Origin of the sequence: Pseudoclavibacter chungangensis (assembly GCF_013410545.1) — a bacterium.
GTDB lineage: Bacteria > Actinomycetota > Actinomycetes > Actinomycetales > Microbacteriaceae > Pseudoclavibacter > Pseudoclavibacter chungangensis.
The window spans coordinates 3,740,481-3,767,306 of sequence record NZ_JACCFV010000001.1; the positions used below are offsets into that span (position 1 = coordinate 3,740,481).

Annotated in this window: 25 protein-coding genes; 13 read left to right on the plus strand and 12 right to left on the minus strand. The window is 72.0% G+C overall.

Features of this window, described 5'->3' with window-relative positions:
* Nucleotides 1–41: 41 nt before the first annotated feature.
* Genes HNR16_RS16680 through purF form a run of 3 tightly spaced genes read right to left on the minus strand, consistent with a single transcriptional unit; the run spans nt 42 to nt 3,867 of the window.
* Entirely contained in the window at nt 42–1,466 is a 1,425-nt protein-coding gene (locus HNR16_RS16680; protein WP_158038965.1) for an aminopeptidase P family protein, read from the minus strand.
* Nucleotides 1,467–1,498: 32 nt separating this feature from the next.
* Entirely contained in the window at nt 1,499–2,365 is an 867-nt protein-coding gene (locus HNR16_RS16685) for a Cof-type HAD-IIB family hydrolase (RefSeq protein ID WP_158038966.1), read from the minus strand.
* A gap of 44 nt (nt 2,366–2,409) precedes the next feature.
* Nucleotides 2,410–3,867 (minus strand): amidophosphoribosyltransferase, encoded by a 1,458-nt coding sequence (purF, locus tag HNR16_RS16690; protein ID WP_158038967.1) that lies wholly within the window; start codon nt 3,865–3,867, stop codon nt 2,410–2,412.
* 185 nt (nt 3,868–4,052) lie between these two features.
* On the opposite strand from purF, the gene HNR16_RS16695 reads away from it, so the two are divergent.
* The 5 genes from HNR16_RS16695 (at nt 4,053) to HNR16_RS16715 (ending at nt 8,531) form a co-directional block, all read left to right on the plus strand.
* On the plus strand, nt 4,053–5,588 hold the full coding sequence (locus tag HNR16_RS16695; protein WP_158038968.1) for a serine hydrolase domain-containing protein: 1,536 nt from the start codon (nt 4,053–4,055) through the stop codon (nt 5,586–5,588).
* Nucleotides 5,585–5,971, plus strand: coding sequence for a hypothetical protein (locus HNR16_RS16700; RefSeq protein WP_158038969.1), 387 nt, complete (start codon nt 5,585–5,587; stop codon nt 5,969–5,971). Before HNR16_RS16695 ends, HNR16_RS16700 begins: the two co-directional genes overlap by 4 nt.
* 104 nt (nt 5,972–6,075) lie before the next feature.
* On the plus strand, nt 6,076–6,903 hold the full coding sequence (locus tag HNR16_RS16705; protein ID WP_158038970.1) for a tyrosine-protein phosphatase: 828 nt from the start codon (nt 6,076–6,078) through the stop codon (nt 6,901–6,903).
* Between the two features lie 46 nt (nt 6,904–6,949).
* On the plus strand, nt 6,950–8,077 hold the full coding sequence (gene purM, locus HNR16_RS16710) for a phosphoribosylformylglycinamidine cyclo-ligase (protein WP_158038971.1): 1,128 nt from the start codon (nt 6,950–6,952) through the stop codon (nt 8,075–8,077).
* A gap of 22 nt (nt 8,078–8,099) precedes the next feature.
* Nucleotides 8,100–8,531, plus strand: a complete 432-nt coding sequence (locus HNR16_RS16715) for a VOC family protein (RefSeq protein ID WP_158038972.1) — start codon at nt 8,100–8,102, stop codon at nt 8,529–8,531.
* Here HNR16_RS16715 and HNR16_RS16720 read toward each other — a convergent pair.
* Nucleotides 8,486–10,708, minus strand: coding sequence for a DUF7832 domain-containing protein (locus HNR16_RS16720; protein WP_179558318.1), 2,223 nt, complete (start codon nt 10,706–10,708; stop codon nt 8,486–8,488). The two genes, HNR16_RS16715 and HNR16_RS16720, sit on opposite strands and share 46 nt — an antisense overlap.
* Before the next feature lie 270 nt (nt 10,709–10,978).
* Between HNR16_RS16720 and HNR16_RS16725 the strand changes: the two genes are divergently transcribed.
* The gene (locus HNR16_RS16725; protein ID WP_179558319.1) at nt 10,979–12,358 is read left to right on the plus strand and encodes an MFS transporter; all 1,380 of its coding nucleotides are present in this window, start codon (nt 10,979–10,981) and stop codon (nt 12,356–12,358) included.
* Between the two features lie 39 nt (nt 12,359–12,397).
* On the opposite strand, the gene HNR16_RS16730 is transcribed toward HNR16_RS16725, so the two are convergent.
* Both HNR16_RS16730 and xylA read right to left on the minus strand, forming a co-directional pair.
* Nucleotides 12,398–13,849, minus strand: a complete 1,452-nt coding sequence (locus HNR16_RS16730) for an FGGY family carbohydrate kinase (RefSeq protein ID WP_158038975.1) — start codon at nt 13,847–13,849, stop codon at nt 12,398–12,400.
* 14 nt (nt 13,850–13,863) lie between these two features.
* Nucleotides 13,864–15,054, minus strand: coding sequence for a xylose isomerase (gene xylA, locus HNR16_RS16735; RefSeq protein ID WP_158038976.1), 1,191 nt, complete (start codon nt 15,052–15,054; stop codon nt 13,864–13,866).
* A 278-nt stretch (nt 15,055–15,332) separates the two neighbouring features.
* Between xylA and chvE the strand changes: the two genes are divergently transcribed.
* From chvE to HNR16_RS16755, 4 genes are all read left to right on the plus strand, one after another.
* Complete coding sequence (gene chvE / locus HNR16_RS16740) at nt 15,333–16,451, plus strand: multiple monosaccharide ABC transporter substrate-binding protein (protein ID WP_158038977.1); 1,119 nt, start codon at nt 15,333–15,335, stop codon at nt 16,449–16,451.
* Nucleotides 16,452–16,585: 134 nt separating this feature from the next.
* On the plus strand, nt 16,586–18,121 hold the full coding sequence (gene mmsA, locus HNR16_RS16745) for a multiple monosaccharide ABC transporter ATP-binding protein (RefSeq protein ID WP_179558320.1): 1,536 nt from the start codon (nt 16,586–16,588) through the stop codon (nt 18,119–18,121).
* Nucleotides 18,118–19,347, plus strand: a complete 1,230-nt coding sequence (gene mmsB, locus HNR16_RS16750) for a multiple monosaccharide ABC transporter permease (RefSeq protein WP_158038978.1) — start codon at nt 18,118–18,120, stop codon at nt 19,345–19,347. The genes mmsA and mmsB overlap by 4 nt, the downstream gene beginning before the upstream one ends.
* Before the next feature lie 107 nt (nt 19,348–19,454).
* Entirely contained in the window at nt 19,455–20,618 is a 1,164-nt protein-coding gene (locus tag HNR16_RS16755) for an ROK family transcriptional regulator (RefSeq protein WP_225737712.1), read from the plus strand.
* A gap of 12 nt (nt 20,619–20,630) precedes the next feature.
* Here the strand turns inward: HNR16_RS16755 and HNR16_RS16760 are convergent, their stop codons facing one another.
* Nucleotides 20,631–21,008 (minus strand): SdpI family protein, encoded by a 378-nt coding sequence (locus tag HNR16_RS16760; protein WP_158038980.1) that lies wholly within the window; start codon nt 21,006–21,008, stop codon nt 20,631–20,633.
* Between the two features lie 6 nt (nt 21,009–21,014).
* The gene (locus HNR16_RS16765) at nt 21,015–21,227 is read right to left on the minus strand and encodes a DUF3073 domain-containing protein (protein ID WP_158038981.1); all 213 of its coding nucleotides are present in this window, start codon (nt 21,225–21,227) and stop codon (nt 21,015–21,017) included.
* 202 nt (nt 21,228–21,429) lie between these two features.
* Here HNR16_RS16765 and HNR16_RS16770 point away from each other — a divergent pair, with 202 nt between their 5' ends.
* Nucleotides 21,430–22,410: an NAD(P)/FAD-dependent oxidoreductase gene (locus HNR16_RS16770; protein WP_158038982.1), complete on the plus strand. Its 981-nt coding sequence runs from the start codon at nt 21,430–21,432 to the stop codon at nt 22,408–22,410.
* A 29-nt stretch (nt 22,411–22,439) separates the two neighbouring features.
* Here the strand turns inward: HNR16_RS16770 and HNR16_RS16775 are convergent, their stop codons facing one another.
* On the minus strand, nt 22,440–22,811 hold the full coding sequence (locus tag HNR16_RS16775) for a fluoride efflux transporter FluC (RefSeq protein ID WP_158038983.1): 372 nt from the start codon (nt 22,809–22,811) through the stop codon (nt 22,440–22,442).
* Entirely contained in the window at nt 22,811–23,329 is a 519-nt protein-coding gene (locus HNR16_RS16780; protein WP_218868476.1) for a CrcB family protein, read from the minus strand. Before HNR16_RS16780 ends, HNR16_RS16775 begins: the two co-directional genes overlap by 1 nt.
* 92 nt (nt 23,330–23,421) lie before the next feature.
* Here HNR16_RS16780 and HNR16_RS16785 point away from each other — a divergent pair, with 92 nt between their 5' ends.
* Both HNR16_RS16785 and HNR16_RS16790 read left to right on the plus strand, forming a co-directional pair.
* Nucleotides 23,422–24,252: an aldo/keto reductase gene (locus tag HNR16_RS16785; protein ID WP_158038984.1), complete on the plus strand. Its 831-nt coding sequence runs from the start codon at nt 23,422–23,424 to the stop codon at nt 24,250–24,252.
* A 12-nt stretch (nt 24,253–24,264) separates the two neighbouring features.
* On the plus strand, nt 24,265–24,819 hold the full coding sequence (locus HNR16_RS16790; RefSeq protein WP_158038985.1) for a GNAT family N-acetyltransferase: 555 nt from the start codon (nt 24,265–24,267) through the stop codon (nt 24,817–24,819).
* Nucleotides 24,820–24,931: 112 nt separating this feature from the next.
* Here HNR16_RS16790 and HNR16_RS19080 read toward each other — a convergent pair whose 3' ends face one another.
* Both HNR16_RS19080 and HNR16_RS16800 read right to left on the minus strand, forming a co-directional pair.
* Nucleotides 24,932–25,780: a PadR family transcriptional regulator gene (locus HNR16_RS19080; RefSeq protein ID WP_179558321.1), complete on the minus strand. Its 849-nt coding sequence runs from the start codon at nt 25,778–25,780 to the stop codon at nt 24,932–24,934.
* On the minus strand, nt 25,777–26,781 hold the full coding sequence (locus HNR16_RS16800; protein WP_158038986.1) for a DUF4097 family beta strand repeat-containing protein: 1,005 nt from the start codon (nt 26,779–26,781) through the stop codon (nt 25,777–25,779). The genes HNR16_RS19080 and HNR16_RS16800 overlap by 4 nt, the downstream gene beginning before the upstream one ends.
* Nucleotides 26,782–26,826: the final 45 nt, after the last annotated feature.

Sequence of the window (26,826 nt, forward strand, 5' to 3'; positions counted from 1 at the left end):
GGACGCTAGCACGGTGGCGCGGGGCGGGGCCGTCAGCTGGCTCAGGCGCCCTGCACCTCCGCGAGCCACGCCTCGACGCCGGCCGCGTCGATCGGGAGTGCCGACGAGAGCACCTCGTTGCCGGTCGCCGTCACGAGCACGTCGTCCTCGATGCGCACGCCGAAGCCGCGCAGCTCCTCCGGCACCGTGAGGTCGTTCACGTGGAAGTACATGCCCGGCTCGACCGCGAGCACGCAGCCCGGCACGAGCAGGTCGCGCAGGTAGGCGGCGTCGTTCACGCGCGCACAATCGTGCACGTCGAGGCCGATGTGGTGCCCCGTCCCGCTCGGCAGGTAGCGGCGATGCTGTTGGCCGTCGGGTGACATGGCCTCGTCGACCGAGACGCGCAGGATGCCCATGTCGTGCAGGCTCGTCGCGATCGACTCGTACGCCGTCGAGCGCATGTCCTCGAAGGTGCGGCCGGGGCCGACCTGCGCGAGCGCCGCGAGGTGCGCGGCGTGCACGCGGTCGTACACCTCGCGCTGGGCGGGCGTGAAGCGGCCGTCGACGGGGAAGGTGCGCGTGACATCGGCCGTGTAGAGCGTGCGCGCCTCGACGCCCGCGTCGATGAGCACGAGCGAGCCCGCGAGCACGGGGCCGTCGCAGCGCACCCAGTGCAGCGTCGGCGCGTGCGGCCCGGCACCGACGATCGTCGAGTAGCCGACGCCGTTCCCGAGGGTGCGGGCGGTGCGCTCGAACGTCGACTGCAACCAGCGCTCGCCCCCGAAGCCGATCGAGGTCGGGATCTCGGCGGCCGTGGCGCGGAAACCAGCGACGGTCGCGTCGACCGCGAAGCGGAGTTGCTCGATCTCCCACTCGTCCTTGACGCGCTTGCCGAGCGACAGCGCCTCCTCGAGCTCGACGGAGCGGAGGAAGCGGTGCTCGAGCCGTGGATCGTCGGCGCCCGCCGCGCGGGTCGTCTCGTCGAGTGCGTCGAGCGCGTCGGCGAGCTCCCCGACGGGGCGCACCTCGACCTCGAGTGCGGCGGCCCAGTCCCGCAGCGACGGGGTCGGGCCGTTCCACAGCTCGCCGCGCAGCGGATCGGCGTAGAACGCCTCGTCGCCGGGGCCGACGGGCTCGGGCAGGTAGAGCGTCGACTCGTGCACGGGCCCGGCCGCCCGCATGACGAGAACGGCGCCCGGCGCGGTGCAGCCCGTGAGCCACACGAAGTCGCTCGACGCGCGGAAGTCGTACTCCGTGTCGTTGGCGCGCACGACGGGGTGGCCCGAGGCGACGACGATCGAACGGCCGGGCAGCTCGGCACCGAGCGACGCACGGTGCCGCGCGGCGGCCGACCCGGCACCGGGCGCGACGTCCGCCGAGCGGTCGAGCGGCCCCCACCCCGTGCTCATGTACGCGCGGAACGCGTCGGTGTCGGGGAGCGGTTGGGTGCGCGGATCGCGGAAGTCGAAGGCATCGAGCGGCATGACATCCAGTTAGGCACTGCCGCGGCGGCGGGTCAACCCGGCTGGCCGGTGAGGCCGTGGCGCTCGAGCGCGTGCCGCACGCCGTCCTCGTCGATCGAGGTCGTGACCTCGTCGGCGGCCTCGCGCACGTCGAGCGGCGCGTTGCCCATCGCGACGCCGATGCCGCAGGCCGCGAACATGCCGATGTCGTTGCGCCCGTCGCCGATGCCGATCGAGCGCTCGCGGGGGATGCCGAGCCGGTCGAGGAGTTCGCGGATCGTCGTGCCCTTGTCGAGCCCGATCGGGTGCACCTCGCCGCAGTCCGGGCCGTAGCCGGGCACAGTGCCCGTCACGAGGTGGAACGCGTCGCCCAGCTCCGCACGCATGCGTGCGGTGTCGTCGGGGTCGTCGGTGAGATACACGGCCGAGGCGACGCCCTCGTCGGGCGGGCTCCCCCGGTGCACGGCGCCGCGCACCTGCGGGTGCGCCGCCGCCGCGGCGAGCGCGTCGGCGCGGGGCGTGCCGGGGTGCTCGGCGAGGATGCGCCGCACCGTGTTCTCGAGCACGCGCTCGTGGACGCCCGGGCTCGCGTAGACGCCGTCGTAGGACTGCAGCGTGAACGGCAGGCCGCGGCGTTCGAAGGTCGCGACGAGCCGGCGGGTGCGTTCGGGCGGCATCGTGTGCTCGACCACGATCTCGCCGTCGAGCTCCGCGAAACCGCCGCCCGAACTCACGACGCCGTCGAAGCCGATGTCGAGCAGCTCGGCGGGGATGCGCGACGCGGATCGTCCCGTGCACACGAACACGAGGTGCCCCTGGCGTCGGGTCGCGCGGACGGCCTCGACCGCCGAGGGGACGGGGACGCGGTCGTGGCCGACGAGTGTGCCGTCGATGTCGAGGAACACCGCCCAGCGGTCCATCGCGTGCCCCTCCCCGGTGCGGGCCGGTGCGGGCCCGCGTGTGGTCAGCTCGACTGGTTCTGCTCGAGCCAGGCGAGGTACTCGGGGGTCACGGTGCCCGTCACGTACTCGCCCGTGAAGCAGCTCAGGTCGAGCTGCGTCAGCTCGGAGCCGCGCGTGATCGCCTCCTGCAGGTCGGCGACCTCCTGGTACACGAGACGGTCGGCGCCGATGACCGACGTGATCTCCTCGATCGTGCGGCCCGACGCGACGAGCTCACCGCGCGTCGGCATGTTGATGCCGTACACGTGCGGGTACCGGACGGGCGGTGCCGCCGAGGCGAACGTGACGGAGTTCGCGCCCGCGTGACGCGCCATGTCGACGATCTCCTTCGAGGTCGTGCCGCGCACGATCGAGTCGTCGACGAGCAGGACGTTCTTGCCCTGGAACTCGGCCGAGAGCGCATTGAGCTTCTGGCGCACCGACTTCTTGCGCACCTTCTGGCCCGGCATGATGAACGTGCGGCCGACGTAGCGGTTCTTGTAGAACCCCTCGCGGTAGTCGATGCCGAGCTTCTGCGCCATCTGCATCGCCTGCGGACGCGACGAGTCGGGGATGGGCATGACGACGTCGATGTCGCCCGTCGAGACGGTGCGCTCGACCTGCGCGGCGAGCGTCTCGCCCATGCGCAGACGGGCACCGTAGACCGAGACGCCGTTCATGACGGAGTCGGGGCGGGCGAGGTAGACGTACTCGAACGAGCACGGCGAGAGGATCGGGTCGGCCGCGCACTGGCGCGAGAACATCTCGCCACCGTTCGTGACGAACACGGCCTCACCGGGCGCGACGTCGCGGACGAGCTCGTAGCCGCCCGACTCGAGCACGAGCGACTCCGAGGCGACGACCCACTCGGGGCGGCCGTTCTCGTCCTCGCGACGGCCGAGCACGAGCGGCCGGATGCCGAACGGGTCACGGAACGCGAGCAGTCCGTAGCCGGCGACGAGGGCGATCGCGGCGTACGAGCCCTCGACGCGCTCGTGCAGGCGCTCGACGGCACTGAAGAGCTGCTCGGGCGAGAGCTCGTCACCGTCGATCGAGAGCTGCAGCTCGTTCGCGAGCACGTTCAGGAGCAGCTCGGTGTCGCTCGTCGAGTTCAGGTGGCGACGGTCGATGCGGTAGAGCTCGTCGGTCAGCTCGCGCGTGTTGGTGAGGTTGCCGTTGTGCACGAGCGTGAGGCCGTACGGGGCGTTGACGTAGAACGGCTGGATCTCGTCCTCGTTCTTCGCGCTCCCGGCGGTCGCGTAGCGCACGTGACCGAGGCCGACGTTGCCGAGCAGGGAGCGCATGTCGCGCGTCCGATAGCCCTCCCGCACGTGGCCCTTGAGCTTCACGTGGTGGAACGTCTTGCCCTCGGCGGTCGAGATGCCCGTCGAATCCTGTCCGCGGTGCTGCAGGAGCAGGAGCGAGTCGTAGATCTGCTGGTTGACGGGAGTGGTCGAAACATGACCGACGATGCCGCACACGCTGGGGGACGCTCCAAATGTCGCAGGGGCCCGAAGAGGGTCGCGACGATTCTCCCACAGCCGCGGCGGTTCGATTCGCGCGCCCCGGGGCGCCCGCGGGGGACGGGGCGTGCGGGGGACAGCCCCCGCACCTGCCGCCGGGCACCCGTGTGGTGGGGGCGCCCCGTCGTTCCTAGCGTCGGAGTATGCGATCACCGACCGATCCCGTCCCCGCCGCGCTGTCCGTCGTGTTCGCGATCGTCGTGGCGGTGGTCGCGCTCCTTGTCCTCGCGTCGCCCGCGAACGGCGCATCACCCGGCGTCGCGAGCGCGGCGGATTCGGCGACGCGTGCGTCCGCGCTCGCCGACTTCCGCGAGACGCAACCGGTCCACGCGGTCGCGGCGGCCGTGTTGCGCGACGGCGACGTCTCGTTCGTCGCGGCGGGGACGGATGCCGCGGGTGCGCCGGTTTCGGAGCACACGCCGTTCCGCATCGCCTCGATGTCGAAGTCGTTCACCGCCGCGCTCGTGCTGCAACTCGTCGACGAGGGCCGACTCGAGCTCGACGCGCCGCTCACGGCGGCGGTCCCGAGCTTCGCGATGGACGACGAGCGCGCGGCGCGCGTCACGCTCCGACAGCTGCTGAGCCACACGAGCGGCATCGGCGCGGCGGGCTACCGCGAGTTCGAGGTGCCGCCGCCGTCGGGCGCGGGCGAGGTGCTCGACGAGCTGCGCACGGCGCACCTCGTCGCCGAACCGGGCACGCGGTACGAGTACGCGAACACGAACTTCGCGCTCGCGGCGGCCGCGGTCGAGCACGCCACGGGGAAGCCGTTCGCGGACGTCCTCGAGGCGCGCCTCTTCGTGCCCCTCGGCATGCTCGACTCGACGTCGACGACGGCGTGCGAGTCGGCCGTCGACGGGCTCTCGACCGGGCACGGTGTCGTGTTCGACCGGCCCGTCGCGCTCCCCGAGGTGCCGGGGCTGTGCCTCGGCTCGGGTGGCATCGTCTCGACGACGGCCGACCTCGCCCGGTGGCTCGCGTTCCAGGTCGGCGACGGCACGACGCCGGACGGGACGAGGCTGCTGCGAGCCGAATCGCTCGCCGAGATGCACCGCGCACAGTCCGCGACGGCCGACGCGAGTGGGGGCGGCTACGGGCTCGGCTGGCAGCTCGGTGAGGCCGGCGATCGCTCGACGCTCGGGCACGGCGGGGCGCTCGTCACGTGGAGTTCGCACATGACGATGCTCACCGATGCGAGCGGCCGCCCCGACGGGACGGCGGCCGTCGTGCTGACCGACACGGTGAGCGGCGCGAACGTGCTCGCGGACCGGCTCGCGGTCGAGGCGGCGGGCGGCTCCGTCGCGCCGTTCGAGCGCGATCCGCGGCTCGTCGTCGACATCGTCGCGGCGACGCTCGCGGCAGCGGTGCTGGCGATCGGGATCGCGGGCGTGCTGCGCGCCCGGTCGTGGCCGCAGCGACGACGGCACGTGGTGACGAGGACGGTGGGGCTCGTGTGGCCGCTCGCCGCGCTCGCGCTCGGCGTCGCGCTCGCACCGCTGCTGGCCACCGTCTTCTTCGGTGCGGGCATGGGCGTCCTGACGAGCTGGTGCTACACGGCGGGGATGATGCCGCTCGTCGCGATCCTCGGGGTCGCGCTCGTGCTCACGGGTGCGGGTGTCGTCGTCGCCCGCACGGTCGCGCTGCGTCGCGCCGCACGCGCATCCGGGACGATCGCATGATCGAGCAGCGGACGGCGGTGGCGAGCGGCGCCGTCTCGCACGTGATGACGTTCGTGCTGCTCGGCGGCGCGATGGTCGTGGCGGCGATCGCCTCGACGTTCGCGTGGCTCGGCGTCGCGCGGCGGGCCTGGGGCGAGGAGGTCCGGATGCCGGGCGTGGGGCGGGCGGTCGACGACGTCGCGTCACGTTCGGAGTCCGCGGTGGAGTCGTTGCGCTCGTTCTTCCTCGCGCCGCCGTTCGACCTCGTTCCCGGCCTCGTCGGCGGCCTCGCGGCGCTCGCGGTGGTGCTCGCTCTCGTCGTCGTGGGCAGGCTCACCGAGGACGCCTTCGAGGTCGGGCGGCCGACGACGAACGACCCCGTCGGCGCGCCGCGGTCGCCCTGAGCGTTCCCCTTCGGTGCCCGTCGGGGCCGGCCACTCGTCGCGTGCTCGGCCGTCACCGTGCCGCGACTGGCCGGGCGTCGATCCCGTGCGGCAGACTCGTCGGCATGGTGTCGAACCAGGAGACCGAGCGGCCGGACGACGGCGACGACGGGCGCCGTGTCGCCCTGCCGGGACTGCACAACGCCCGTGATCTCGGCGGGCTCCCCACGACGGACGGCGGCGAGACGGCGTTCGGCGGCTACATCCGCTCCGCCGACCTGCGCTTCGTGCCGATGGCGTCGCTCGAGCTGTTGCGCGACGCGGGGTTCCGCACGGTGCTCGATCTGCGCAACGACTTCGAGACGAGGCGGCGGCCGCGGGACCCGGGTGAGGCGGAGGCGAACGCCCACCGGATCCCGCCGTCACCCGAGGCCGAGCTGCCGGAGGGCGTGTTCGGGGTGCGCGAGCCGCTCGACGCGGCGCGTGACGTCGCGTTCTGGGCGCGTATCCGCGAATCGGGCGCCGACGGCTCACCGCTCTTCTTCCGGCCCGTGCTCGACGAGCAGCCCGAGCGGGTAGGCGCCGTGATGCGCGTGCTCGCCGATGCGCCGGGCGGCGTGCTGTTCCACTGCGCCGTGGGTCGCGACCGGACGGGACTCGTGTCGTTGCTGCTGCTCGCGCTCGCGGACGTCGAGCCGGAGGCGATCGCGGACGACTACGGACGGACGGCCGAGGAGCTCGTCGAGTTCACGCGGCTCGTGGGGTACGCGTACCGGGCGCGCGCGGTCGAGGAGCGCATGGAGCGGATGGGGACGTCGATCCGCGCGGGGGTGCTCGACGCCCTCGACGGATTGGACGTTCGCCGGACGCTCGCACGGGCCGGGGTGTCCGAGGCACAGGTCGCTCGACTGCGCGCCCGTCTGCGGCCCGAGGGCGCGGCGGACGCTCGGTAGACTTCCCGTGTGCGCCGCCCCCGGCGCGCGGGGCGGAAGGGCACACGTGGCAGCGAACGACGAGCACGCCGATCTCTATGCGCGGGCGGGGGTCGACACCCGGGCGGGTGATCTGGCCGTCGAGCTCATGAAGCAGCAGGTGCAGGCGACCCACGGGCCCGAGGTGCTCGGTGGTGTGGGTGGCTTCGCGGGCCTCTACGACGTGTCGCGCCTCACGGGGTTCCGGCGGCCGCTGCTCGCGACGTCGACCGACGGGGTCGGCACGAAGGTCGCGATCGCGCAGGCGATCGACAAGCACGACACGATCGGCCAGGACCTCGTGGCGATGGTCGTCGACGACATCGTCGTGGTCGGCGCCGAGCCGCTGTTCATGACGGACTACATCGCGTGCGGCCGGGTCGTGCCCGAGCGCGTCGCGGCGATCGTGTCGGGCATCGCGCGGGCGTGCGAGGCGACGGGCACGGCGCTCACGGGCGGCGAGACGGCCGAGCACCCCGGGCTGCTCGGGCCGGACGACTACGACGTCGCGGGTGCGGCGACGGGCGTCGTCGAAGCGGATCGCGTGCTGGGGCCGGAGCGCGTGCGCGACGGCGACGCGGTGATCGCGATGGCGTCGTCGGGGCTGCACTCGAACGGCTTCTCGCTCGTGCGGCGCATCCTCGCCGACCGCGGGATCGGCTTCACGGATCGCTCCGACGAGTTCGGTGGCCTCGTGGGCGAGGTGTTGCTCGAACCGACGAGGCTCTACACGGGCCCGCTCGTGCGGCTCCTGCAGGACGGGTCGGCGGCATCGGTCGCGGGGGCGATCCACGCGTTCAGCCACGTGACGGGTGGAGGTATCGCGGCCAATCTGGCGCGCGTGCTGCCGAAGGGCTCGTGGGTCGAGCTCGATCGGGGCGTGTGGTCGCCGCCGGACGTGTTCCGCGTGCTCACGTCGCTCGCGTCGTCGTCGCTCGAGGCGACGGAGGCGACCTGGAACCTCGGGATCGGGATGTTCGCGATCGTCGACGGTGCGTCGGCGGACGCGGTCGTGGCGGCGCTCGACGCGGCCGGGCTGCCGTCGTGGGTGGCCGGAACGGTGTCGACGAGCGAGCGCTCGTTCGAGGGCTTCGAGCAGGGCGCGAAGGGCGTCGACGGCGGCGCGGTGCGCCTCGTCGGCTCGTACGCGTCGTAGGGACGACGAACGGGCTGCGCCGATGACGGGCCTGCATCATGTCGAGCTGTGGGTGCCGGAGCTCGCGGCGGTCGAGGCCGAGTGGGCGTGGCTGTTCGAGCGGGTCGGGTTCGCGGACGGACGCGCGTGGCCGGGTGGTCGCACATGGACGGCCGGTGGCGTCGAGATCGTCCTGACCGAGTCCCCGACGATGCACGACGCGGGGCACGACCGGCGGCGGTCGGGTGTGAACCATCTCGCGTTCCGCGCGGGGACGGCCGCGACGGTCGACGCGACCATGGCCGGGGCGGCGTCGGCGGGGTGGCGGCCGCTGTACCAGGATCGCTACCCGTTCGCGGGCGGTCCGCAGCACTATGCGGGGTGGCTCGAGAACGCGTCGGGGTTCAAGGTCGAGCTCGTCGCGGACGATCAGGTGAGGAACTCGGGTCGCCCCGCGGCGACCCACTGCTCGTAGCGTGCGGTGATGCGTGGGGCGACGCGGTCGTAGCTCGCCCACGTGTCGGGCACCCGGTACGGGTTGGTGACGCGTGGCCCTGCGGCGTCGGTGTAGTCGTCGATGTAGGGCAGGCTGTCGTCGTCGCCCTCGTAGTAGGCGTGGGTGAACGCGTTTCCCTCGTCGGTGAGGTCGGAGCCGAGGAACTTCTCGTCCATCATCCTGATGAGGAACCTGCCCGGCGTCATGGCGCGCGTGCGCTTCGAGAGCAGGTGGATGGCGTCCCCCAGATCCGCGACGGCCCGGTCGCTCGCGTGGCCGTTGAGCAGACACCAGGCGACGAACATGCCGATGTGTGTCGAGGCGGCCCGTTTGGGCAGCAACTTGGGGAAGTCGCGCCCGTAGTGCCAGCTCGCATCGTCGTACTTGGCCACCATGGGGCCAATGTAGTCGACCGGCCCCGGGTCAATCGGGGCCCGACGACCACGGTGGTGGGTCGTCCTCGTGCGGTGGAGACGGTGAGCCGCGTCCGGAGGGGCCCGCGCTCTCGTGCGGGCCGTGCCGCGCCGTCGGCCGACTCGTCGACCGCGGCGTGGTGAATCGCTCGCTCGGGATGGCCGTGCGCCACGGTGCAGGTCGGACATGATCGGGAACGGGCCGAGGCCCGTTGGGGGCGGGTTCGGGGATCGGCGTCGCGGCGAAGATCGGGCCCGTGGGGTCGGGGATGTCGGTGTAGCGGCGGCCGTGGGGCGAGGTCCATTCGATGACACCGCCGGGGCGGTGGGTCGCCTGCCACTCCGACCGGTGCTTGAGCACGTGGTGCGCTCGGCAGAGGTGGGCGAGATTGTCGTGTGCGGTGGCGCCGCCGTGCTGCCAGTCGTGGGTGTGGTCGAGGTCGCAGTGGAGTGCCGCCGTGAGACACCCGGGGAACCGGCAGTGTGCTCGCGGGTGCGCAGGTGCTCGCGGAGTGCTGCGCCCGGGTCGTGGCGGTCGCTGCCGACCGGAATGCCCGTCATGGGGTGGGTGAGGATGCGGGTGAACGTCGGAGCGTCGGCGAGCAGCGTCGCGGCCTGCTCGATCGGGATGGGGGAGCGGCCGCCGAGGAGTGCCGGATCGTCGGTACGGCCGAGCAACGTGAGGGCGGGTACGGTGACCGCGACACGGCCCCGGATCGCGTGGATCCCCGAGAGGCCCGAGCCGCGCGTCGCCGTGTGTTCGCCGGGAGGTGCCTCGTCGTCGTGCGTTGCCCCGTTCGGACCAGCGCCGTTCGGACAGGCCCCGCCCGGACCGGCGTCGCTTCCGGTGGCGATGGTGCTCCGAGTGGAGTCGATGCCGTGCCGGGCGTCGGCGTCGGGCGCGACGCCGGTGAGCAGGAGCTCGCTCAGCACGTCGGCGCGAAGGTGGTCCAGTCGACGTGGGTCGGCGGGGTGGCGCAGGAGCTTCGCGTACCGGGTGAGTCGGTCGTGGATACCGGTGCCGAGCACGAGCGGGAGGCGTGCAGAGAGGATGCACATCGCGTCCTCGTCCTCCGTGATCCAGACCCGGCGTGCGTCACGGGCACGACGGTGGCGGTCGGCCAGCGGCTCGCGCAGATACCGCTCCGCCTCGCGACGCGCGGCGCGGTCGAGCCTGCCCGGAGTCGTCTCGCGCGCGATCGGCACGAGCGTGTGTTCGTAGGCCGCGCGGTCGTCGTCGTGGGCGATGCGCTCGCCGCGGTCACGGATGATCGCGGCGTGACGCGCGCTGATGAGGCCATCGCACAGCGCATGCAGCGTAGCGGGGAAGCGGTTGCGCAGCGCGTTCGATTCGGTCATCCGCCCACTCATCGCCTGTGTCGTCGTGCACGTGGCGACGGCCGCTTCGCTCGCGGCCTCGAGCACCGCGATTCTGATGCGCTCGGGATCACCGAGGTCGGGCAGTGTGTCGTCGCTGTCGCTGCGGACACCGACGGCAGCGCCATCGTCGTGGACGCCGACCTCACCTCGGCCACGTGCCACGGCGGTCGCGTAGAGGAACTCTTCGGTGCGGGCGCGGCCCCCTGCGACGGCGGCAGAAAGTGCGTCGAGGGCTCGCAGTAGCTCGACGGCCTCGTGCTGTGCGTCGCGGGGCTCGCCGCCCGCGCGGACGGACGCCTCGGCTGCTGCGAGCGCCGCCGTGCCCGCGCTGGCGACCTGTCCCGTGAGCAGGCGAACGCGCACGACGCCCCGCCCGGCGCACCGTGCGCGGGGCGGTTCGGGCTCGTGGCCAGGGGCCGGAGCGGCGTTCGCGTTCATGGTGCTACTTCATCACCACCCCCGGACATCCCGGCCGTCGGCTGCGTGTGCCGGATGCCGAGCTCCGACGTCGTCCAGGTTTCACCCCGAGACCGTGCGTGACGCCGCGCGGCCCCGCCGCCGGTGCCGCGTCGCACCGAGGAGCACGCTGGGAGCCGTTGCCGGCGGGTCGCCGGCGACGGAGAGGACCACCACGTGCACCCGAGCCGTGCCGCGCTCCTCGCCTGTCTCGGCGCCGGCTTCGCGACCCTCCTCGACGCCTCGGTCATCGCGTTCACGGCGCCCGCCGTGCGCGATTCCCTCGGCCTCGACACGGGGCAGGTGCAGTGGTTCCTCGCCTCGTTCTCGCTCACGTTCGGGCTCGGCCTCGCGCCCGCCGGCCGGCTCGGGGACGCCTACGGTCGCCGCACGCTCTTCACGATCGGTCTGCTCGTCTTCGTCACGGGCGCGATCGTCTCGGGGCTCGCGTTCGACGGTGCCGTCCTCGTCGGTGGCCGCCTGCTGCAGGGCTTCGGGGCGGGCGTCATCAGCGCCCAGGTACTCGGCGTCATGCAGGACGTCTTCACGGGGCAGGACCGCCTGCGCGCCCTCGCCGCCTACACTTCGGCCGGGGCGGCCGCCGGGATCGTCGGCCCGCTGCTCGCGGGTGGCCTGTTCGCGCTCCTCGATCCCGCGCTCGCGTGGCGCCTCGTGCTGCTCGCCCCCGCACCCTTCGCGGTCGTCACGATCGTCCTCGCCCTGCGCGGCCTGCCGCGCGACGGCGGCCGCCGCGCCCGCGTCTCGCTCGACCTGCCCGGCATCGCCCTGCTCGGCGCCCTCGTCGTGGTCGTCACGATCCCCGTCATCGATCCCGGTATCCCGCCCGCCGGGGCCGTCGCGATCGTCGTCGCGAGTGTTCTGCTCCTCGTCGCGCTCGTCGTGTGGGAGCGCGCGACGACCGCGCGCGGCAGGCTCGCGCTGTTCGCGCCAGCGCTCATCCGCTCGCGCGGATTCGTGCTCGGCAACGTCGCGGCGCTCCTCTGGTTCGGGAGCGTCCTCGCGACCGGGACCGTCACCGCCGTCCACTTTCTCGACTCGCACGGGATCGGTGCGCTCACCGTGGCGCTCGCCCTCGTCCCGGCCGCCGCGGGCCGCATCGTCGCCTCGCAGCAGGGCGCGCGGCTCTTCGCGCGTTCCGGCCCGATCGTCGTGCCGATCGGTCTGGCCGTGCACGCGACGTGCATCGCGACGATGTGGCTCGCGACGTTCCTCGTCGACGGCGTCGCGCTGTTCGTCACCGTCTGCCTCGTGCAGATCCCCGCCGGTATGGCGAGCGGCATCGTCGAGCCCGCGCTGCGCGCCGTGACGCTCGGACACGCGCCGCCCGGGTTCAACGGCGTCGCCGCCTCGTTCCTCCAGCTGACCCAGCGATTGTCGGCGACGTTCTTCGTCGCACTCACGACCGGCATCCTGCTGGCGGGCGCGGCGTCACCGACCGCCGCGCTCGGCTGGGCGCTCCTCGTGTGCGCACTCGCGGCCGCGTGCGCGGCGCTCACCGCGACCGACCGCTCCGTCCGCGGGGCACCCGGCCGCTGAGCGCCGCCGGCGGGGAACCGGGCGTCGGACGGGACCGCGTCAGCGGGCCGCGATGCGTGCCGCCTCGGCTCGGTACCGTTCGCGCAGACCGTGATCGTCCGCCGGGTCGAGGTGCGCGACCGTCTCGACGGGCCAGTCGGGCCGCACGCGCGTGAGCGTCCACACGGCCTGCCGCGCCGCACCGTCGGCGACGTACTCGCCCGGTGCGGGCACGTCGACGGGCACGTCGAACACGTGCGGCACGACCGCCTGCACGCCGGGCGAGACCGCGGCCCCGCCGATGAGCAGCACGCGCCGCACGGTCACGCCGAGCGCGCGGTGCGCATCGAGCGCCTCCGCGAGATTGCACAGCACGCCCTCGACGCTCGCCCGAGCGAGCCCGGCACGAGTGAGCGTCGCGCGCGTGATGCCCGCGAGCACGCCCGTCGCCTCAGGCAGGTCCGGCGTCCGCTCCCCGTCGAAGTACGGGACGAGCACGAGCCCGCCGCCCCGCTCGCCCTCGTGCGGTACCGCCGCGCCCTCGGCGACGAGCGCGCCGAACGCGTCGTGGTCGACGCCCAGCAGGGCCGCGGTCGCGTCGAGCACGCGGGCCGCGTTGAGCGTCGCCGAGAGGGGGAGGAACGCCCCCGTCGCGTCGGCGAAGCCCGCGACGAGACCCGTCGCGTCCGCCGTGGGCGCCGCGGCGATCGAGAAGACCGTGCCCGACGTGCCGATCGACACGACGACATCGCCCTCGCGCGCATCGAGCCCCAGCGCCGCACCGGCGTTGTCGCCCGCGCCCGCGCCGACGATGACGCCGCGCGGCACACCGGGCAGCACGCCCTCGACGGTCTCGCCCGCGCGTTCGTTCGGCTGCAGGACGTGCGGCAACACGACCTCGTGGCCGAGCGCGGCGACGAGCAGCTCGCGATCCCAGTCGCCCGTCCGCGGCGACCAGTAGCCCGTCCCCGAGGCATCGGACCGATCGGTCGTGAGCGCCACGAGGTCGGGGCCGAGCGGACTCTCGTCGGCCGGCCCGTAGCCCAGCAGGCGCCAGGTCAGCCAATCGTGCGGCAGCGCGACCGCGGCGACGCGCGCGGCCGACTCGGGTTCGTGGTCACGCAACCAGCGCAGCTTCGTCGACGTGAACGACGCGACCGGCACGGCGCCCACGCGCGCCGCGAGATACGCAGCACCGAACTCCGCGATCAGGTCGCGCGCCGCGCCGGCCGAGCGCGTGTCGTTCCAGAGGAGCGCGTCGCGGATGACGCGCCCCTCGGCGTCGAGCGCGACGAGCCCGTGCTGCTGGCCCGCGATCGACACCGCGGCGACGTCGTCGAGGCCGCCCGCGTCCGCGACCGCCGCGGCGAGCGCCCGCCACCACGCCTCGGGCGGCACCTCGGTGCCCTCGGGGTGCGTGGCGCGACCCGAGCGCACGAGGGCGCCCGTCTCCGCGTCACGCACCACGAGCTTGCAGCTCTGGGTCGACGAATCGAAACCTGCGACGAGCATGGCGGTCCGAGCGGTCAGCGGGCGCCGAGCAGGTGCTCGGTCGCGAGCTGCTGCAGGCGGACGAAGCCGAAGCCGTTGCCGTCGAAGTAGGCGTCGGCGTCGAAGTCCTCGAACGCCGAACGGTCGGCGAGGATGCCCTCGTACCCCTCGCCCTCACCGAGGGTGGGCTGCGCGAGCTCGTTCACGCGCGCCGCCTCGAGGGCCTCCTGCACCTCGGGGTCGGCGCGGAACGCGGCCGCCCGCTCCTTCAGCAACAGGTAGTTGCGCATGTTCGCCGCGGCCGACGCCCACACGCCGTCCTCCGACTCCGTGCGGCTCGGCTTGTAGTCGAAGTGTCGCGGGCCGTCGTACGTGGGGCCGCCCTGCGGGCCGCCGTTCTCGAGCAGGTCGACGAGCGCGAACGCGTTGTAGAGATCACCGTGCCCGAACACGAGGTCCTGGTCGTACTTGATCCCGCGCTGCCCGTTGAGGTCGATGTGGAAGAGCTTGCCCTGGTAGAGCGCCTGCGCGATGCCCGCGGCGAAGTTGAGGCCCGCCATCTGCTCGTGGCCGACCTCGGGGTTGATGCCCACGAGCTCGGGGCGCTCGAGCGTCTCGATGAACGCGAGCGCGTGCCCCGCCGTCGGCAGGAGGATGTCACCGCGCGGTTCGTTCGGCTTCGGCTCGATCGCGAAGCGGATGTCGTACCCCTTGTCGACGACGTAGTCGCCGAGCAGGTTCACGGCCTCGCGGTAGCGCTCGAGCGCCTGGCGGATGTCCTTCGCCGAGTCGTACTCGGCGCCCTCGCGGCCACCCCACATGACGAACGTCGTCGCGCCGAGCTCGGCGGCGAGGTCGATGTTGCGCAGCACCTTGCGCAGCGCGAAGCGGCGCACCGCGCGGTCGTTCGAGGTGAAGCCGCCGTCCTTGAAGACGGGGGCCGAGAAGAGGTTCGTCGTCACCATCGGCACGACGAGGCCCGTCGCGGCCAGCGCGTCGCGCAGCTTCACGATCTGCGCCTCGCGCGTCGCGTCGTCCGAACCGAAGGCGAAGAGGTCGTCGTCGTGGAACGTCAGGCCGTAGGCGCCGAGTTCCGCGAGTTTCTCGACGACGTGGGTGACGTCGAGGGGCGCCCGGGTGGGGCCGCCGAAGGGGTCTGTGCCGTTGTAGCCGACGGTCCAGAGACCGAACGAGAACTTGTCGGCGGGGGTGGGCTCGATGGCCATGGTGCTCCGATCACGCATCAACACTGATAAGTCCAACTATGCAACAAAGGGGGCCCGGAGCACCACCCGTCCCGGCCGGGCGTGCTTCCGCGCGTGTGGGTCGCGCCATCCGACCCACGGTGGTGTCCGGCGTCGTTTGATAACGAAACGGTCGCGCTGGACACGGCGGCCCCGGGACGGTATATGTTTGGCAACGCAACTTAGGGACCCTGATCGAGCCGGCCGAGTCCGCGCCCCGGGATCTTTGAGGCGAACATTTCAGAGAGGAAATGACGTTCATGTCGCTAATGAAGAAGCTGCTCGGGCTCGGCGTCGTCGCTGGCCTGGCGCTCGGACTCACGGCCTGCGATGCGCCGACCGAACCGAACACCGGTGGAGCGGGCGAAGCTCAGGACATCACGAACGTGGGCATCTCCATGCCCACCCGCGAGCTGGAGCGCTGGATCAACGACGGCGCCCAGCTCCAGAAGCTGCTGCAGGACGCCGGCTACACGGCCGAGCTGCAGTACGCCGAGAACGACCCCGACACGCAGATCAGCCAGATCCAGAACCTCATCGCGGGCGGCAGCCAGGTGCTCGTCGTCGCGGCGATCGACGGTTCGGTGCTCGCGCCCGTCCTGCAGGACGCGAAGGACAAGGGCATCACGGTCATCGCCTACGACCGCCTCATCAACGACACCCCGAACGTCGACTACTACGCGACGTTCGACAACCAGAAGGTCGGCACGCTGCAGGGCGAGTACATCGTCGACCAGCTCGACCTCGAGAACCAGGCCGGCCCGTTCTACCTCGAGCCGTTCGCCGGGAGCCCCGACGACAACAACGCGAAGTTCTTCTTCTCCGGCGCGTGGGACGTCCTGAAGCCCTACGTCGACGAGGGCAAGCTCGTCGTCGCATCCGGCAAGGCCCCCAAGAGCAACGACGACTGGGCGTCCATCGGCATCCAGGACTGGGAGTCCTCCGGCGCCCAGTCCGAGATGGAGAACCGCCTCGCGACGTTCTACACCGACAAGAAGGTCGACGTCGTCCTCTCCCCGAACGACAGCCTCGCGCAGGGCATCGCCGAGGCGCTCGCCTCGAGCGGCTACACCCCCGGTCCCGACTACCCGCTCCTGACGGGCCAGGACGCCGACAAGGCGAGCGTCATCAACATCCTCGCGGGCAAGCAGTCCATGACGGTGTGGAAGGACACGCGACTCCTCGGCCAGCAGGTGTTCAACATGATCGAGGCGCTCAAGAGCGGCGCCCAGGTCGAGGTGAACGACACCGAGAGCTACGACAACGGCGTGAAGGTCGTGCCCTCCTACCTCCTCCCGCCCGAGGTCGTCGTGAAGGACACCGTCCAGGAGAAGCTCATCGACTCCGGCTTCCTCAAGGCGAGCGACGTCGGTCTCTGATCCGAACCGACCGAGGGCCCGGGTCGCGTCGCAGCGACGCGGACCGGGCCCTCGGCCGTGCGGCGGGACGCCGTGACGCTCGACGTCCCGCCACACACCGGCACAGGAACGAACTGAGGAACGGGAACGACAACGTGAACGACACCATCCTGACGATGCGCGACATCGTCAAGGAGTTCAGCGGCGTCCGCGCACTGGACGGCGTGAACATCGAGGTCCGCCGCGGCGAGGTGCACGGCATCTGCGGCGAGAACGGCGCCGGAAAATCGACGCTCATGAAGGTGCTCTCGGGCGTGTACCCCTACGGGAGCTACGAGGGCACGATCGAGTTCGACGGACACGAGGTCCGCTACCGCACGATCAACGACAGCGAGGCCGACGGCATCGTCATCATCCACCAGGAGCTCGCGCTCAGCCCATACCTCTCGATCGCCGAGAACATCTTCCTCGGCAACGAGGTGCAGCGCTTCGGGGTCATCGACTGGGACGAGACGAACCGGCGCGCGGCCGAACTGCTCGCGCGCGTCGGGCTCAGCGAGAACCCGGCGACGATCATCCAGCACATCGGGGTCGGCAAGCAGCAGCTCGTCGAGATCGCGAAGGCGCTCTCGAAGGACGTGAAGCTGCTCATCCTCGACGAGCCGACCGCGGCGCTCAACGACGAGGACTCGGCGCACCTCCTCGGCCTCATCGAGCAACTGCGCGAGCAGGGCATCACCTGCATCATCATCTCCCACAAGCTCAAGGAGATCCGTCGCATCGCGGATCGCGTGACCGTCATCCGGGACGGCTCGACGATCGAGACGCTCGACCTCGCGGACGGCGAGGTGGGCGAGGGACGCATCATCCGCGCCATGGTCGGCCGCGAGCTGAGCGCCATGTTCCCCGACCGCACCCCCGACATCGGCGACGTGAAGCTGCGCGTCGAGAACTGGACGGTGCACCACCCCGTCGATCCGGACCGGCTCGTCGTCGACGACGTCACGTTCGAGGTCCGAGCCGGCGAGATCGTCGGGTTCGCGGGCCTCATGGGTGCCGGCCGGACCGAGCTCGCGATGAGCATCTTCGGGCACAGCTACGGCACCGGCATCCGCGGCGAGGTGTACAAGGACGGCGAGCGCATCTCGACGCGCACCATCACGGAGGCGATCGCGAACGGCCTCGCGTACACGACCGAGGACCGCAAGCACTTCGGCCTCAACCTCATCGGCGACATCCAGGTCAACATCTCGGCCGCCGCGGCGCGCCGGCTCGCGCGCCTCGGCATCATCGACGGTCTGCGCGAGAACCAGGTCGCCGAGGGCTACCGCACGTCGATGAACATCAAGACGCCGAGCGTCGCGACGCTCACGGGCAAGCTCTCCGGCGGCAACCAACAGAAGGTCGTGCTCAGCAAATGGCTGCAGACCGGCCCCGACGTGCTCATCCTCGACGAGCCGACGCGCGGGATCGACGTCGGCGCGAAGTTCGAGATCTACGGGCTCATCAACGAACTCGTCGCGCAGGGCAAGGCGGTCATCGTCATCTCGTCCGAGATGCCGGAGCTGCTCGGCCTCGCCGACCGCATCTACACCCTCTCGGAGGGGCGTCTCACGGGTGAGGTCGCCCGCGAGGACGCGAACCAGGAAGTGCTCATGCGTCTCATGACGATGGGGAAGGACGAATCATGACCACCACGACGCCGGCGACCATCGAGAAGGACGGCGGGACGCCGCCATCGGGTGCCCCGAAGCGACGACTGCGGCTCGCCGTCGACGTGCGCCAGTACGGCATCTTCGGCGCGCTCGTCCTCATTGTCGTTCTGTTCCAGATCCTCACGGACGGCAAGCTGCTGCTGCCCGCGAACATCAACAACCTCATCCAGCAGAACGCGTACGTGCTCATCCTCGCGGTGGGCATGATCATCGTCATCATCGCGGGACACATCGACCTGTCGGTCGGTTCCGTCGTCGCCGTCGTCGGCGCGCTGACGGCGATCGCGATCGTGCACTGGGGGCTCCCGTGGTGGGCGGCCGTCTTCATCGGGCTCCTCGCGGGCGCCGTCATCGGCATCTGGCAGGGATTCTGGATCGCGTACGTCGGGATACCCGCGTTCATCGTCACGCTCGCGGGCATGCTCCTGTTCCGCGGTCTCACCCTCGTGCTCCTCACGGGCGGAACGATCAACGCCCTGCCGGGCGAGTTCGTCGCGATCGGCAAGGGGGCGCTGCCGCAGTGGTTCGGGACGGTGCTCGGCGGACACGACCCGATCACGCTGCTCGTCGCACTCGTCGTGGTGGGTGCGACGATCGGATCGACGATCCGCACCCGGAAGCGCCGTCAGACGCTCGGGCTCCCCGTCGAGCCGAGGGGGTCGATGATCGCGAAGCTCGTGATCCTCGCCGTCGGCGTGCTCGGGTTCGCGTGGATCCTGTCGGCCAACTCGGGGCTGCCGATCATCCTCATCATCCTCGCCGTGCTCATCATGCTGTTCACGTTCGTGCTCAAGAAGACCGTCTTCGGCCGCCACGTGTACGCGATCGGCGGCAACCGCTTCGCGGCCGAGATGAGCGGCGTGCCCGTGCAGCGCGTCAACTTCCTCATCTTCGTGAACATGGGGGTGCTCGCGGCACTCGCCGGCATCGTCACGACCGCTCGGGCCGGCGGCGCGGTCGCCTCCGCGGGCAACATGTACGAGCTCGACGCGATCGCCGCGGCCTTCATCGGCGGCGCGGCGGTGACCGGCGGAATCGGTACCGTTGTCGGGGCCGTCGTCGGCGCCATGATCATGGGTGTCCTCAACATGGGGCTCTCGATCCTGTCGGTGGACTCGGCGTGGCAGCAGGTCATCAAGGGTCTCGTGCTGCTGCTCGCCGTCGCGATCGACGTCGTCGGGAAGCGGCGCGGCCGACGCTGATCGGCCGGACCCCGGAGCACATCGACCGTTGACCCGCGGCCGTCCCACGAGGACGGCCGCGGGCTGGACGCCGCACGACACGACGTGCGGCGAGGAGGGGGATCGCCGTGGCGAGCACCCGCGTGGCGCACTCGAACCTCTCGTTTCTCCTCGAACGCCTGCATCGTGAGGGGCGCGCATCGCGCGCGGAACTCACGCGCGCGACGGGCCTCAACCGCTCGACGATCTCGGCGCTCGTCGGTGAACTCGTCGCTCGGGGGCTCGTCGAGGAGGGCGACCCGCTCGCGACGAACCTCGTCGGTCGACCGAGTCCCGTGGTGGGCCCGAGCCGCAGCATCGTCGCGCTGGCCGTCGTCCCCGAGACCGATGCGGTCGAGGTCGGCATCGTGAGCTTCACGGGCGAACTCGTCCGACGGATCCGCTTCGAGACCGACACGCCACCGACGGCCAAGGAGGCCGTGAAGATCGTCGCGGCGCTCGTGGAGGGCATGCGGGACACGTTCGAGACCCTCTACCGCTGTGTCGGTATCGGCATCGCCGTACCGGGCCTCGTCCGCAAGTCCGACGGCTTCGTTCGCTGGGTGCCGCACCTCGGCTGGCGCGAGGTGCCGTTCGCCGAGCAGGTCGCCGAGGTGACGGGATTGCCCGTGCTCGCCGCGAACGACGCGAATCTCGGTGCGCTCGCGGAACACCTCTTCGGGGCCGGGCGGGGCATCGAGAACATGCTCTACATGAACGGCGGCGCGAGCGGTATCGGTGGCGGCATCATCGCGGGCGACCGGCTGCTCGAGGGGGTCGCCGGGTACGCCGGTGAGTTCGGGCACAACCTCGTCGCGACGCCGTCCCGGTACGGCGAGGGCGGCGACGACGAACTCGAGGTCGTCGTGAGCCGACGGCGACTGCTCGACGTGCTCGGCCTCCGCGGTGCGAGCAGGCAAGAGTTCGAGCAGCGCCTGCGCACGAGCGACGATCCCGCGGTGCGGGCCGAGGTGCTGCGGCAACTCGCGGTCCTGAGCGTCGGTGTCCGCAACATGGTCAACATCCTGAACCCCGAGCGCGTCGTCCTCGGTGGCTTCCTCTCGACGATCTTCGATCTCGAGCGGGAGCACTTCCTCGAGCTCCTCCGGGCCCACACGCTCGAGCCGAACTACGAGGAGGTGGAGGTCGTGCGCGCCGAGCTCGGAAGCGACCTGCTGCTCATCGGCGCCGCGGAACTCCAGTTCCAGGCCCTCATCGAGCGCGCGCAGTTCGAGACGCTCGTCGAGGCCTGAGCGGCTCGCCCCTCAGCGGGCGAGTTCGCGGCGTGCCGCGCGGTCGGCGACGATCGCGCCCGTGACGACGCTGCCGAGCGTCAGCACGATCGTGATGCCGAGCGTCACGAGATACGGCACGACCGTCCCGGAGACGACGAGCGTCACCGCACCGGCGACGGCACCGAGGCCCTGACCGATGTCGGCGACGGGCCGCGCGGCACGGTGCCCTGCGATCCACGCGGCGTCCGACGAGCGGGTCGCCGCCGTGCGGATGCCCGCGAGCCCGCCGGGCAGGATGCGCCCTGAGGCGCACAGGCGCACCGTGAGGATCACGATCGCGTTCCCGACGATCAGGAGGATCGCGACGAGGATCGCCGAACCGATCGGCGGCGATTGGAACCCGTCCACCGAGGACTAGGCGCGTCGCTGCTGGAAGTCGCCCTCGACGTCGTCACCCTGCGCGTCGGCGTCGTCGTAGTACTCGGACCACTTCGACAGCTCGTCGTCGTTCGGCTGGCGGGAGCCCGACAGCTCCCGTTCGAGTTCGCTGTAGTTCGTCTCGTGAACGGAGTACTTGAGTTCGCGAGCCACTTTGGTGTGCTTCGCCTTCTGACGGCCACGCCCCATGCGCGTAACCCCCTCATGCTCTCAAGCTGGGGGCACGCCAGTGCACCCAGTCGCCTTCTACGATCGGAAATCTGCTGGCGAGCCTATCACGACGGACACTGCGAACGATCCGGGCGTGGCGACATAGGCTGTCCCGCGAGCAGGGTCGGAGAGGGCGCGCACGGCCACTGCGGCCTCGACCGCGCGCCACCGGAGGCGCCCGGTGCCCGACGTGTTCGACGTGGTCGTCATCGGTGGTGGGCGGACCGGCCTGACCGTCGCCTATGCGCTCGGGGCCTTCGGCAAGCGGGCACTCGACGACTTCGTCGTGTTCGACGCGAGCGCGCGACCGGGTGGTTCGTGGGGCGCGTCCTGGCGCGAGCTCCGCCTCCGTGACGTCGCCGCACTCGTCGCCCCGCCCGGTCTCACGGAACTCGGCCTCGGGCGGTGGGACGAGGCGACCGACCGATCCGTGCGAGAGGTCCGGCGCGACGAGTTCGCACGCTACGAGGACGCGTTCGACCTCGGCGTCACGCGGCGGGCCCGCGCGTTGCGCGTGGAGCGCCGCCAGCGGGCCCCCGAACTCGCGGTGACCGTCGACGTGGCCGGTCGATCGCGCACGGTGCTCGCTCGAGCGGTCGTGTCGGCGACGGGGCACCGCTCGACGCCGTTCGTTCCCGCCATCGCCGGGGCGTCGGGATTCGCCGGTGTCCTCGAACACAGCGCGCACCTCGACTCGGTCGCCCCGTTCGCCGGCCGCCGCGTCCTCCTCGTCGGCGCCGGGGACGAGGCCGACGCGCTCGCGGCGTCGCTCTCGGCGGTGGGGGCCGAGCCGTTCCGCGCCGGGCTCGAGCGCGTCCCGGCCGAGCGGTCGATCGTCGGTGGCGACGCGACGGACACCGCCCACCTGCTCCGACGCCTCGAGCCGTCGGGGGCTCGGTTCGCGGACGGTCTCGTCCGGCCCTTCGACACGGTCCTCCTCGCGACCGGCCGCCGGCGCGCACTCCGCCACCTCGCGCCGCTCCGGCTGCGCGACGTGCACCGGGGCGTCGTCGAACGCGACGGTTGGAGTCGCTCCGATCCCCGCATCGGCTTCGCCGGGGTCGAACCGTCGCTCCCACCCGCGATCGCACTCGACCGCGCGCTCGAGCTCGTCGAACAGCGCGCGGATCCGCCGGTCGAACCCGGACGGCGTTCGCGCTGAGGTGTGCGCCGCGCGTCCCGGGAGGCGGGTCAGCCGATGAGGACGCCGCCGACGAACAGCCCCGCGAACGCGGCGATCACGCCGTACCCGAGGTGCCCCGCGACCGTCCCGATCGCGCGGCCGAGGCGCTTCTCGCCGACCGCCCGCACGGTATCGGTCATGAACGTGCTCCAGGTGCTCAGACCGCCACAGAATCCGGCGATCGCGACCGGCTGCCACTCCGCGGGCAGTGCGACGAACGCGACGCCCGCGATGAAGGACGCGACGACGTTGATCATGAGGATGCGCCACACGGGGGCGAGCAGCCCCTTCGTCGACGGGCCGGCGTTGTGCAGCACGTACCGGAGGAGGGCGCCGAGCCCGCCCACGATGCCCACGAGGACGACGATCACGGGGCTCATCAGGAGTCCTCCTCGCTCTCCGGATCGGTGACGCCGCGCGAGGCCGCGCCCGGGGCGATCGCGGAGCCGATGACCATGCCGATCCAGGCGAGCAGGAGGCCGCCGATCAAGCCGATGACGAGCAGCCCCCACCCCCAGGCGGTCGCGAGACCGGATGCGGCGAGTGCGAGTGCGACGTACGAGAAGGTCGTGAACGCGCCGCAGAACCCCGGCCCGACGGCGGCCTGCAGCCACGCGAGCCGACCGGGGAAGTGGGCGCCGTTCACGAGCCCGAGAACGAGGGACCCGAGCAGGTTCGCGACGAGCGTCGCCTGCAGCGCGGGGTCCGTGAAGTGCCCGGCCGCATCGCCGATCTCGCGAAGGGCGGGATCGGCACCGAGCTGGAACAGATCACCGATGCCGACGCGTGCGAGCGTGCCCACGACGCCGCCCGCGAACACCGCGAGGAGCATGACCGGCGCGAACGCCGGGGGCCTCGATGCCGCGGCCGTTCGCCCGGCGCCTCGCTCGTCGTTCACGCCCCAGATCGTACGCCCGACCCGGCTCGGGCGTGGCTCGTGTCGGGTGAACCTCTCGGGGTGAATTCGGGCGCGCTCGTTAGCGTGAGCGAATGGACCCGTTGACGACCCGGACCGTCCGACTCGAGGACGGCATGCACCTGCCCGCCGTGGGGATCACGGCCGGCGACCCCGAACGCGGCGCGAGCGCGGACGAGATCGTCGCGGCGGTGCGCGCCGGGTACCGTCTTCTCGACTCGGCCGGTGATCCGGCCGCGGAGATCGCCGTCGCCTCCGCCGTCGCGCGGCTCCTCGCCGACGGTGTCGTCCGGCGGCGCGAACTCGCCCTCACGGCCCAGTTGCCCGCGGGCGCGACGGACTACGACGCGGCGCGCGCCGCGATCGACGACTCCCTCGAACGGCTCGACACGGGCCAGATCGAGCTCTACCTCCTGCCGTGCGCGGGCGTGTCCGGCTCGGAACCGCTCGGCTCGTGGCGCGCGCTCATCGAGGCGCGCTCGGAGGGGATCATCGACTCGATCGGCCTCGCGGACGCGGCACCCGAGCTCGTCAACACGCTCATCGACGCGTTCGGCGTCGTGCCGACCGTCAATCGTCTCGCCGTCTCACCCGAGCATCCGCGCACGGCGGAGCGCGCGGGGTACGAGGCGCTCGAGATCGTCGTCGAGGCGCGGGACGCGCTCGGCGGGCCCCGGGGACTCGGGGAGCTCGCCACGCGGATCTTCGACGGGATCGCCGCCGCGCACGCGGTGACGCGCGAGCAAGCCGTCGTCGCCTGGCACCTGCAGGAGGGGCTGCTGCCGCTCGTCGCGCTGCACGGTGGGCAGGTGCCCGACGCGCTGCCCGGATCGCGCCACCCCGTGATCGGCGCAGAGGAACTGGCCGCCGTGCGCGAGGTCGCCGATCGCGGCGCGGCCGGCTGAGCGGCGCGCTCCGTGGCGACCAGGATCGTCCTCGTCGGACACGACGCCCTCACGCCGTCGCGGACGGCGGGCCTGCGGGCGCTCTTCGACGCCGAGTACCTCGACGAGTACGGCGCGTGGGACCCGGACCAGCCGTACGGCTACGCGCCCGCCGAACTGCACGTCATCGCCGTGACCGAGGGACGCATCGTCGGGCACGTCGGGACGCAGCGACGCCTCGTCGGCGTCGGTGATCGCGACGTGCTCGTCGCCGGGACGGGTGGTGTGCTCGTCGACCCCACGAGCCGCGGCGTCGGGCTCGCGACACGCCTCGTCCACGTCGCGCAGGAGGCGATGCGGACGACGGCACCGGCCGACTTCGGGCTGCTCGGCTGCCGCGAGGCGGTCGTGCCGTTCTACCTCCGTGCCGGTTGGACGCGCATCCGCGTCGCCGAACGGGGGCTCTCGCGCCTCGACGGTTCGGCGACGGAGCGGCCGGCCGGTCCGCCCGTGCTCATCGCCGCCGCGCGCTCGCCGCTCGCCGAGTGGCCCGAGGGGGACATCGACCTCCGTGGTCGGCCGTGGTGAGCGTCACGCGCACGCTCAGGGATTCGGGAGCGGCGAGACGTACGCCACGAGGGAGACGGAGCGGCCCGCACATCCGAAGGTGTGCGGGCCGCTCCGTCGGGCGTTCGCCGGCTCAGTCGCGCATCGAGAGCGCGTGGCGCACGAGCTGTCGCACGCGGTCGAGTTCGACGTCGACGAGGGTCACGATGTCGGGCGAGAGCGTGCCCTTCCGCTCGGCCGAGCGGATCTCCTGTCGGATGTCCTGCCGGAAGGTGCCCATGACGAGATCGACGCGTTGCGCGATCGTCGCGTCGGCGCCGGGTGTCGGCTTCTCGTCCGCCGTGCCCTGCGGGGGCTCGGGGGAGGGGCCGGGCTCGGGCCGGGGCTGACCGGCACCGGCCGTCGTGTCGGCGCTCGGCGTCTCGCTCTCCTGTTCCTGGCCGGTCGCGGCGCGGAACCCGGCACTCGCCGAGCCGAAGAAGTCGAAGCCCCCTCGGTGGGCGCCGGTCGCAGCCGCCCACCCGGCTCGGACCCCGTCCGTGGCGCGCTGGCCGTACTCGCTCGCTCGACCGGCGGCGGGCCCGGCGGCCTCCCGCGCGTCGCGGGCGAACTGGTCGAACTCGGCGCGCATCTGATTGCGTGCGTTCGAGAGTCCCTCCCGGACCTGCGCGGCGAGCCGCTGCACGGAGGAGTCGACGTCCCGCTCGATCGCGTCGAGTTCGTCGGCCCGGTCGACCACCTCCTGGTGCCCCGCGGGGGTGATGCGGTAGATGGTCTTCCGACCGTCGGACTCTTTCGTCACGAGCCCTTCGGCCTCGAGCTTGGCGAGACGCGGGTAGATCGTGCCGGCGCTCGGGGCGTACGTCCCGCCGAAGCGGTCCGAGAGGGCCTGGATGAGTTCGTACCCGTGACGCGGCTGCTCGTCGAGCAGGCTCAGCAGGTACAGGCGCAGGTGGCCGTGGGCGAACACGGGCGGGGTCATGCGTTGCTCCCGTCGGTGTCGGGCCGCTCGCTCGAGTCGGGGTCGGCAGCGTCGTCGGCGCCGACACCGAGCGATTCGCTCGCGTCGGCCACGCGCTTGTCGAGGCGCACGTGGAACTCGTCGGGGACGTCGCGCGGCGGCGCCGATCGGGCGGCGACGGGCGGTGAGGTGGGACGGTCGGCGGTGGCGACATCCGACGTGCGGCCGGAGCGGAGCACCGTGATCTGGCCACCGACGGTGTTGAGGTGCACGTCGGTCATGTTGCGCTCGTACTGCTCGGGCGGGGTGACGTAGGTGGAGCCCCGCAGCGGCTGGACGACGAGGTCGTCGAGCTGGGTGAGTGCCGTCACGGACGACACGCGGTAGCTCGGCTGCGCGTCGGCCGGGAGCCGGAGCGTGACGGGGCCGCTGACCGACGCGTTGCGGATGCGGTCGGGGAGCCCGGAGGTGACGTCGACGAGCGTCGACCCCGTGACGGTGTTGCCGGAGAACGAGGTGAGCGCGCCGGACACGGTGACGTCGCCCGACGCGGTCTTCGTCGTGACCGCCCCCCGGTGATCGCGGACGCTCAGCTCGCCGCCGACCGAGGCGAGCGAGACGCGCCCCGTCGTGCGATCGAGGAACTGCTCGCCACCGACCGTCCTGACGTCGATGTCGCCGTCGACACCGACCACGAGCACCTCGGCCGTGATGGCGCGGACCGCGACGTCGACGCGCGTCGGGACGAGCACGCTGATGTCGGCCGAGGGCTTGTTCCACAGCGTCTGCGCGCTGATGGTGATGTCGGTGAGCGACAACTGCGGGTGGTCGATCACGAGCGTGTCGCCGTCGATCGCCACCTTCAGGTCGCGGCCGCTCACGGATGTGACCTCGACGCGGGCCGTCGGGTCGTCGTGGCCGATGATGTTCACGGTGCCGCCCGCGAGGTCGACGCGGACCCGTCGGACGGTCTCGAGGTCGATGGTCTTGGGCCCGTCCACGAGCCACTGTTCGATCGCCATGGCTGCTCCTTCGTGCTTCGACGATTTCGCGATATATCGCGTTGT

Bases quoted from the DNA above. Each gene is read 5' to 3' on its own strand.
- HNR16_RS16680 (WP_158038965.1), bottom strand. From the start codon at position 1,466: ATGCCGCTCGATGCCTTCGACTTCCGCGATCCGCGCACCCAACCGCTC.
- HNR16_RS16685 (WP_158038966.1), bottom strand. From the start codon at position 2,365: ATGGACCGCTGGGCGGTGTTCCTCGACATCGACGGCACACTCGTCGGC.
- HNR16_RS16695 (WP_158038968.1), top strand. From the start codon at position 4,053: ATGCGATCACCGACCGATCCCGTCCCCGCCGCGCTGTCCGTCGTGTTC.
- HNR16_RS16700 (WP_158038969.1), top strand. From the start codon at position 5,585: ATGATCGAGCAGCGGACGGCGGTGGCGAGCGGCGCCGTCTCGCACGTG.
- HNR16_RS16705 (WP_158038970.1), top strand. From the start codon at position 6,076: ATGGTGTCGAACCAGGAGACCGAGCGGCCGGACGACGGCGACGACGGG.
- HNR16_RS16715 (WP_158038972.1), top strand. From the start codon at position 8,100: ATGACGGGCCTGCATCATGTCGAGCTGTGGGTGCCGGAGCTCGCGGCG.
- HNR16_RS16730 (WP_158038975.1), bottom strand. From the start codon at position 13,849: ATGCTCGTCGCAGGTTTCGATTCGTCGACCCAGAGCTGCAAGCTCGTG.
- xylA (WP_158038976.1), bottom strand. From the start codon at position 15,054: ATGGCCATCGAGCCCACCCCCGCCGACAAGTTCTCGTTCGGTCTCTGG.
- chvE (WP_158038977.1), top strand. From the start codon at position 15,333: ATGTCGCTAATGAAGAAGCTGCTCGGGCTCGGCGTCGTCGCTGGCCTG.
- mmsB (WP_158038978.1), top strand. From the start codon at position 18,118: ATGACCACCACGACGCCGGCGACCATCGAGAAGGACGGCGGGACGCCG.
- HNR16_RS16765 (WP_158038981.1), bottom strand. From the start codon at position 21,227: ATGGGGCGTGGCCGTCAGAAGGCGAAGCACACCAAAGTGGCTCGCGAA.
- HNR16_RS16775 (WP_158038983.1), bottom strand. From the start codon at position 22,811: ATGAGCCCCGTGATCGTCGTCCTCGTGGGCATCGTGGGCGGGCTCGGC.
- HNR16_RS16785 (WP_158038984.1), top strand. From the start codon at position 23,422: ATGGACCCGTTGACGACCCGGACCGTCCGACTCGAGGACGGCATGCAC.
- HNR16_RS19080 (WP_179558321.1), bottom strand. From the start codon at position 25,780: ATGACCCCGCCCGTGTTCGCCCACGGCCACCTGCGCCTGTACCTGCTG.
- HNR16_RS16800 (WP_158038986.1), bottom strand. From the start codon at position 26,781: ATGGCGATCGAACAGTGGCTCGTGGACGGGCCCAAGACCATCGACCTC.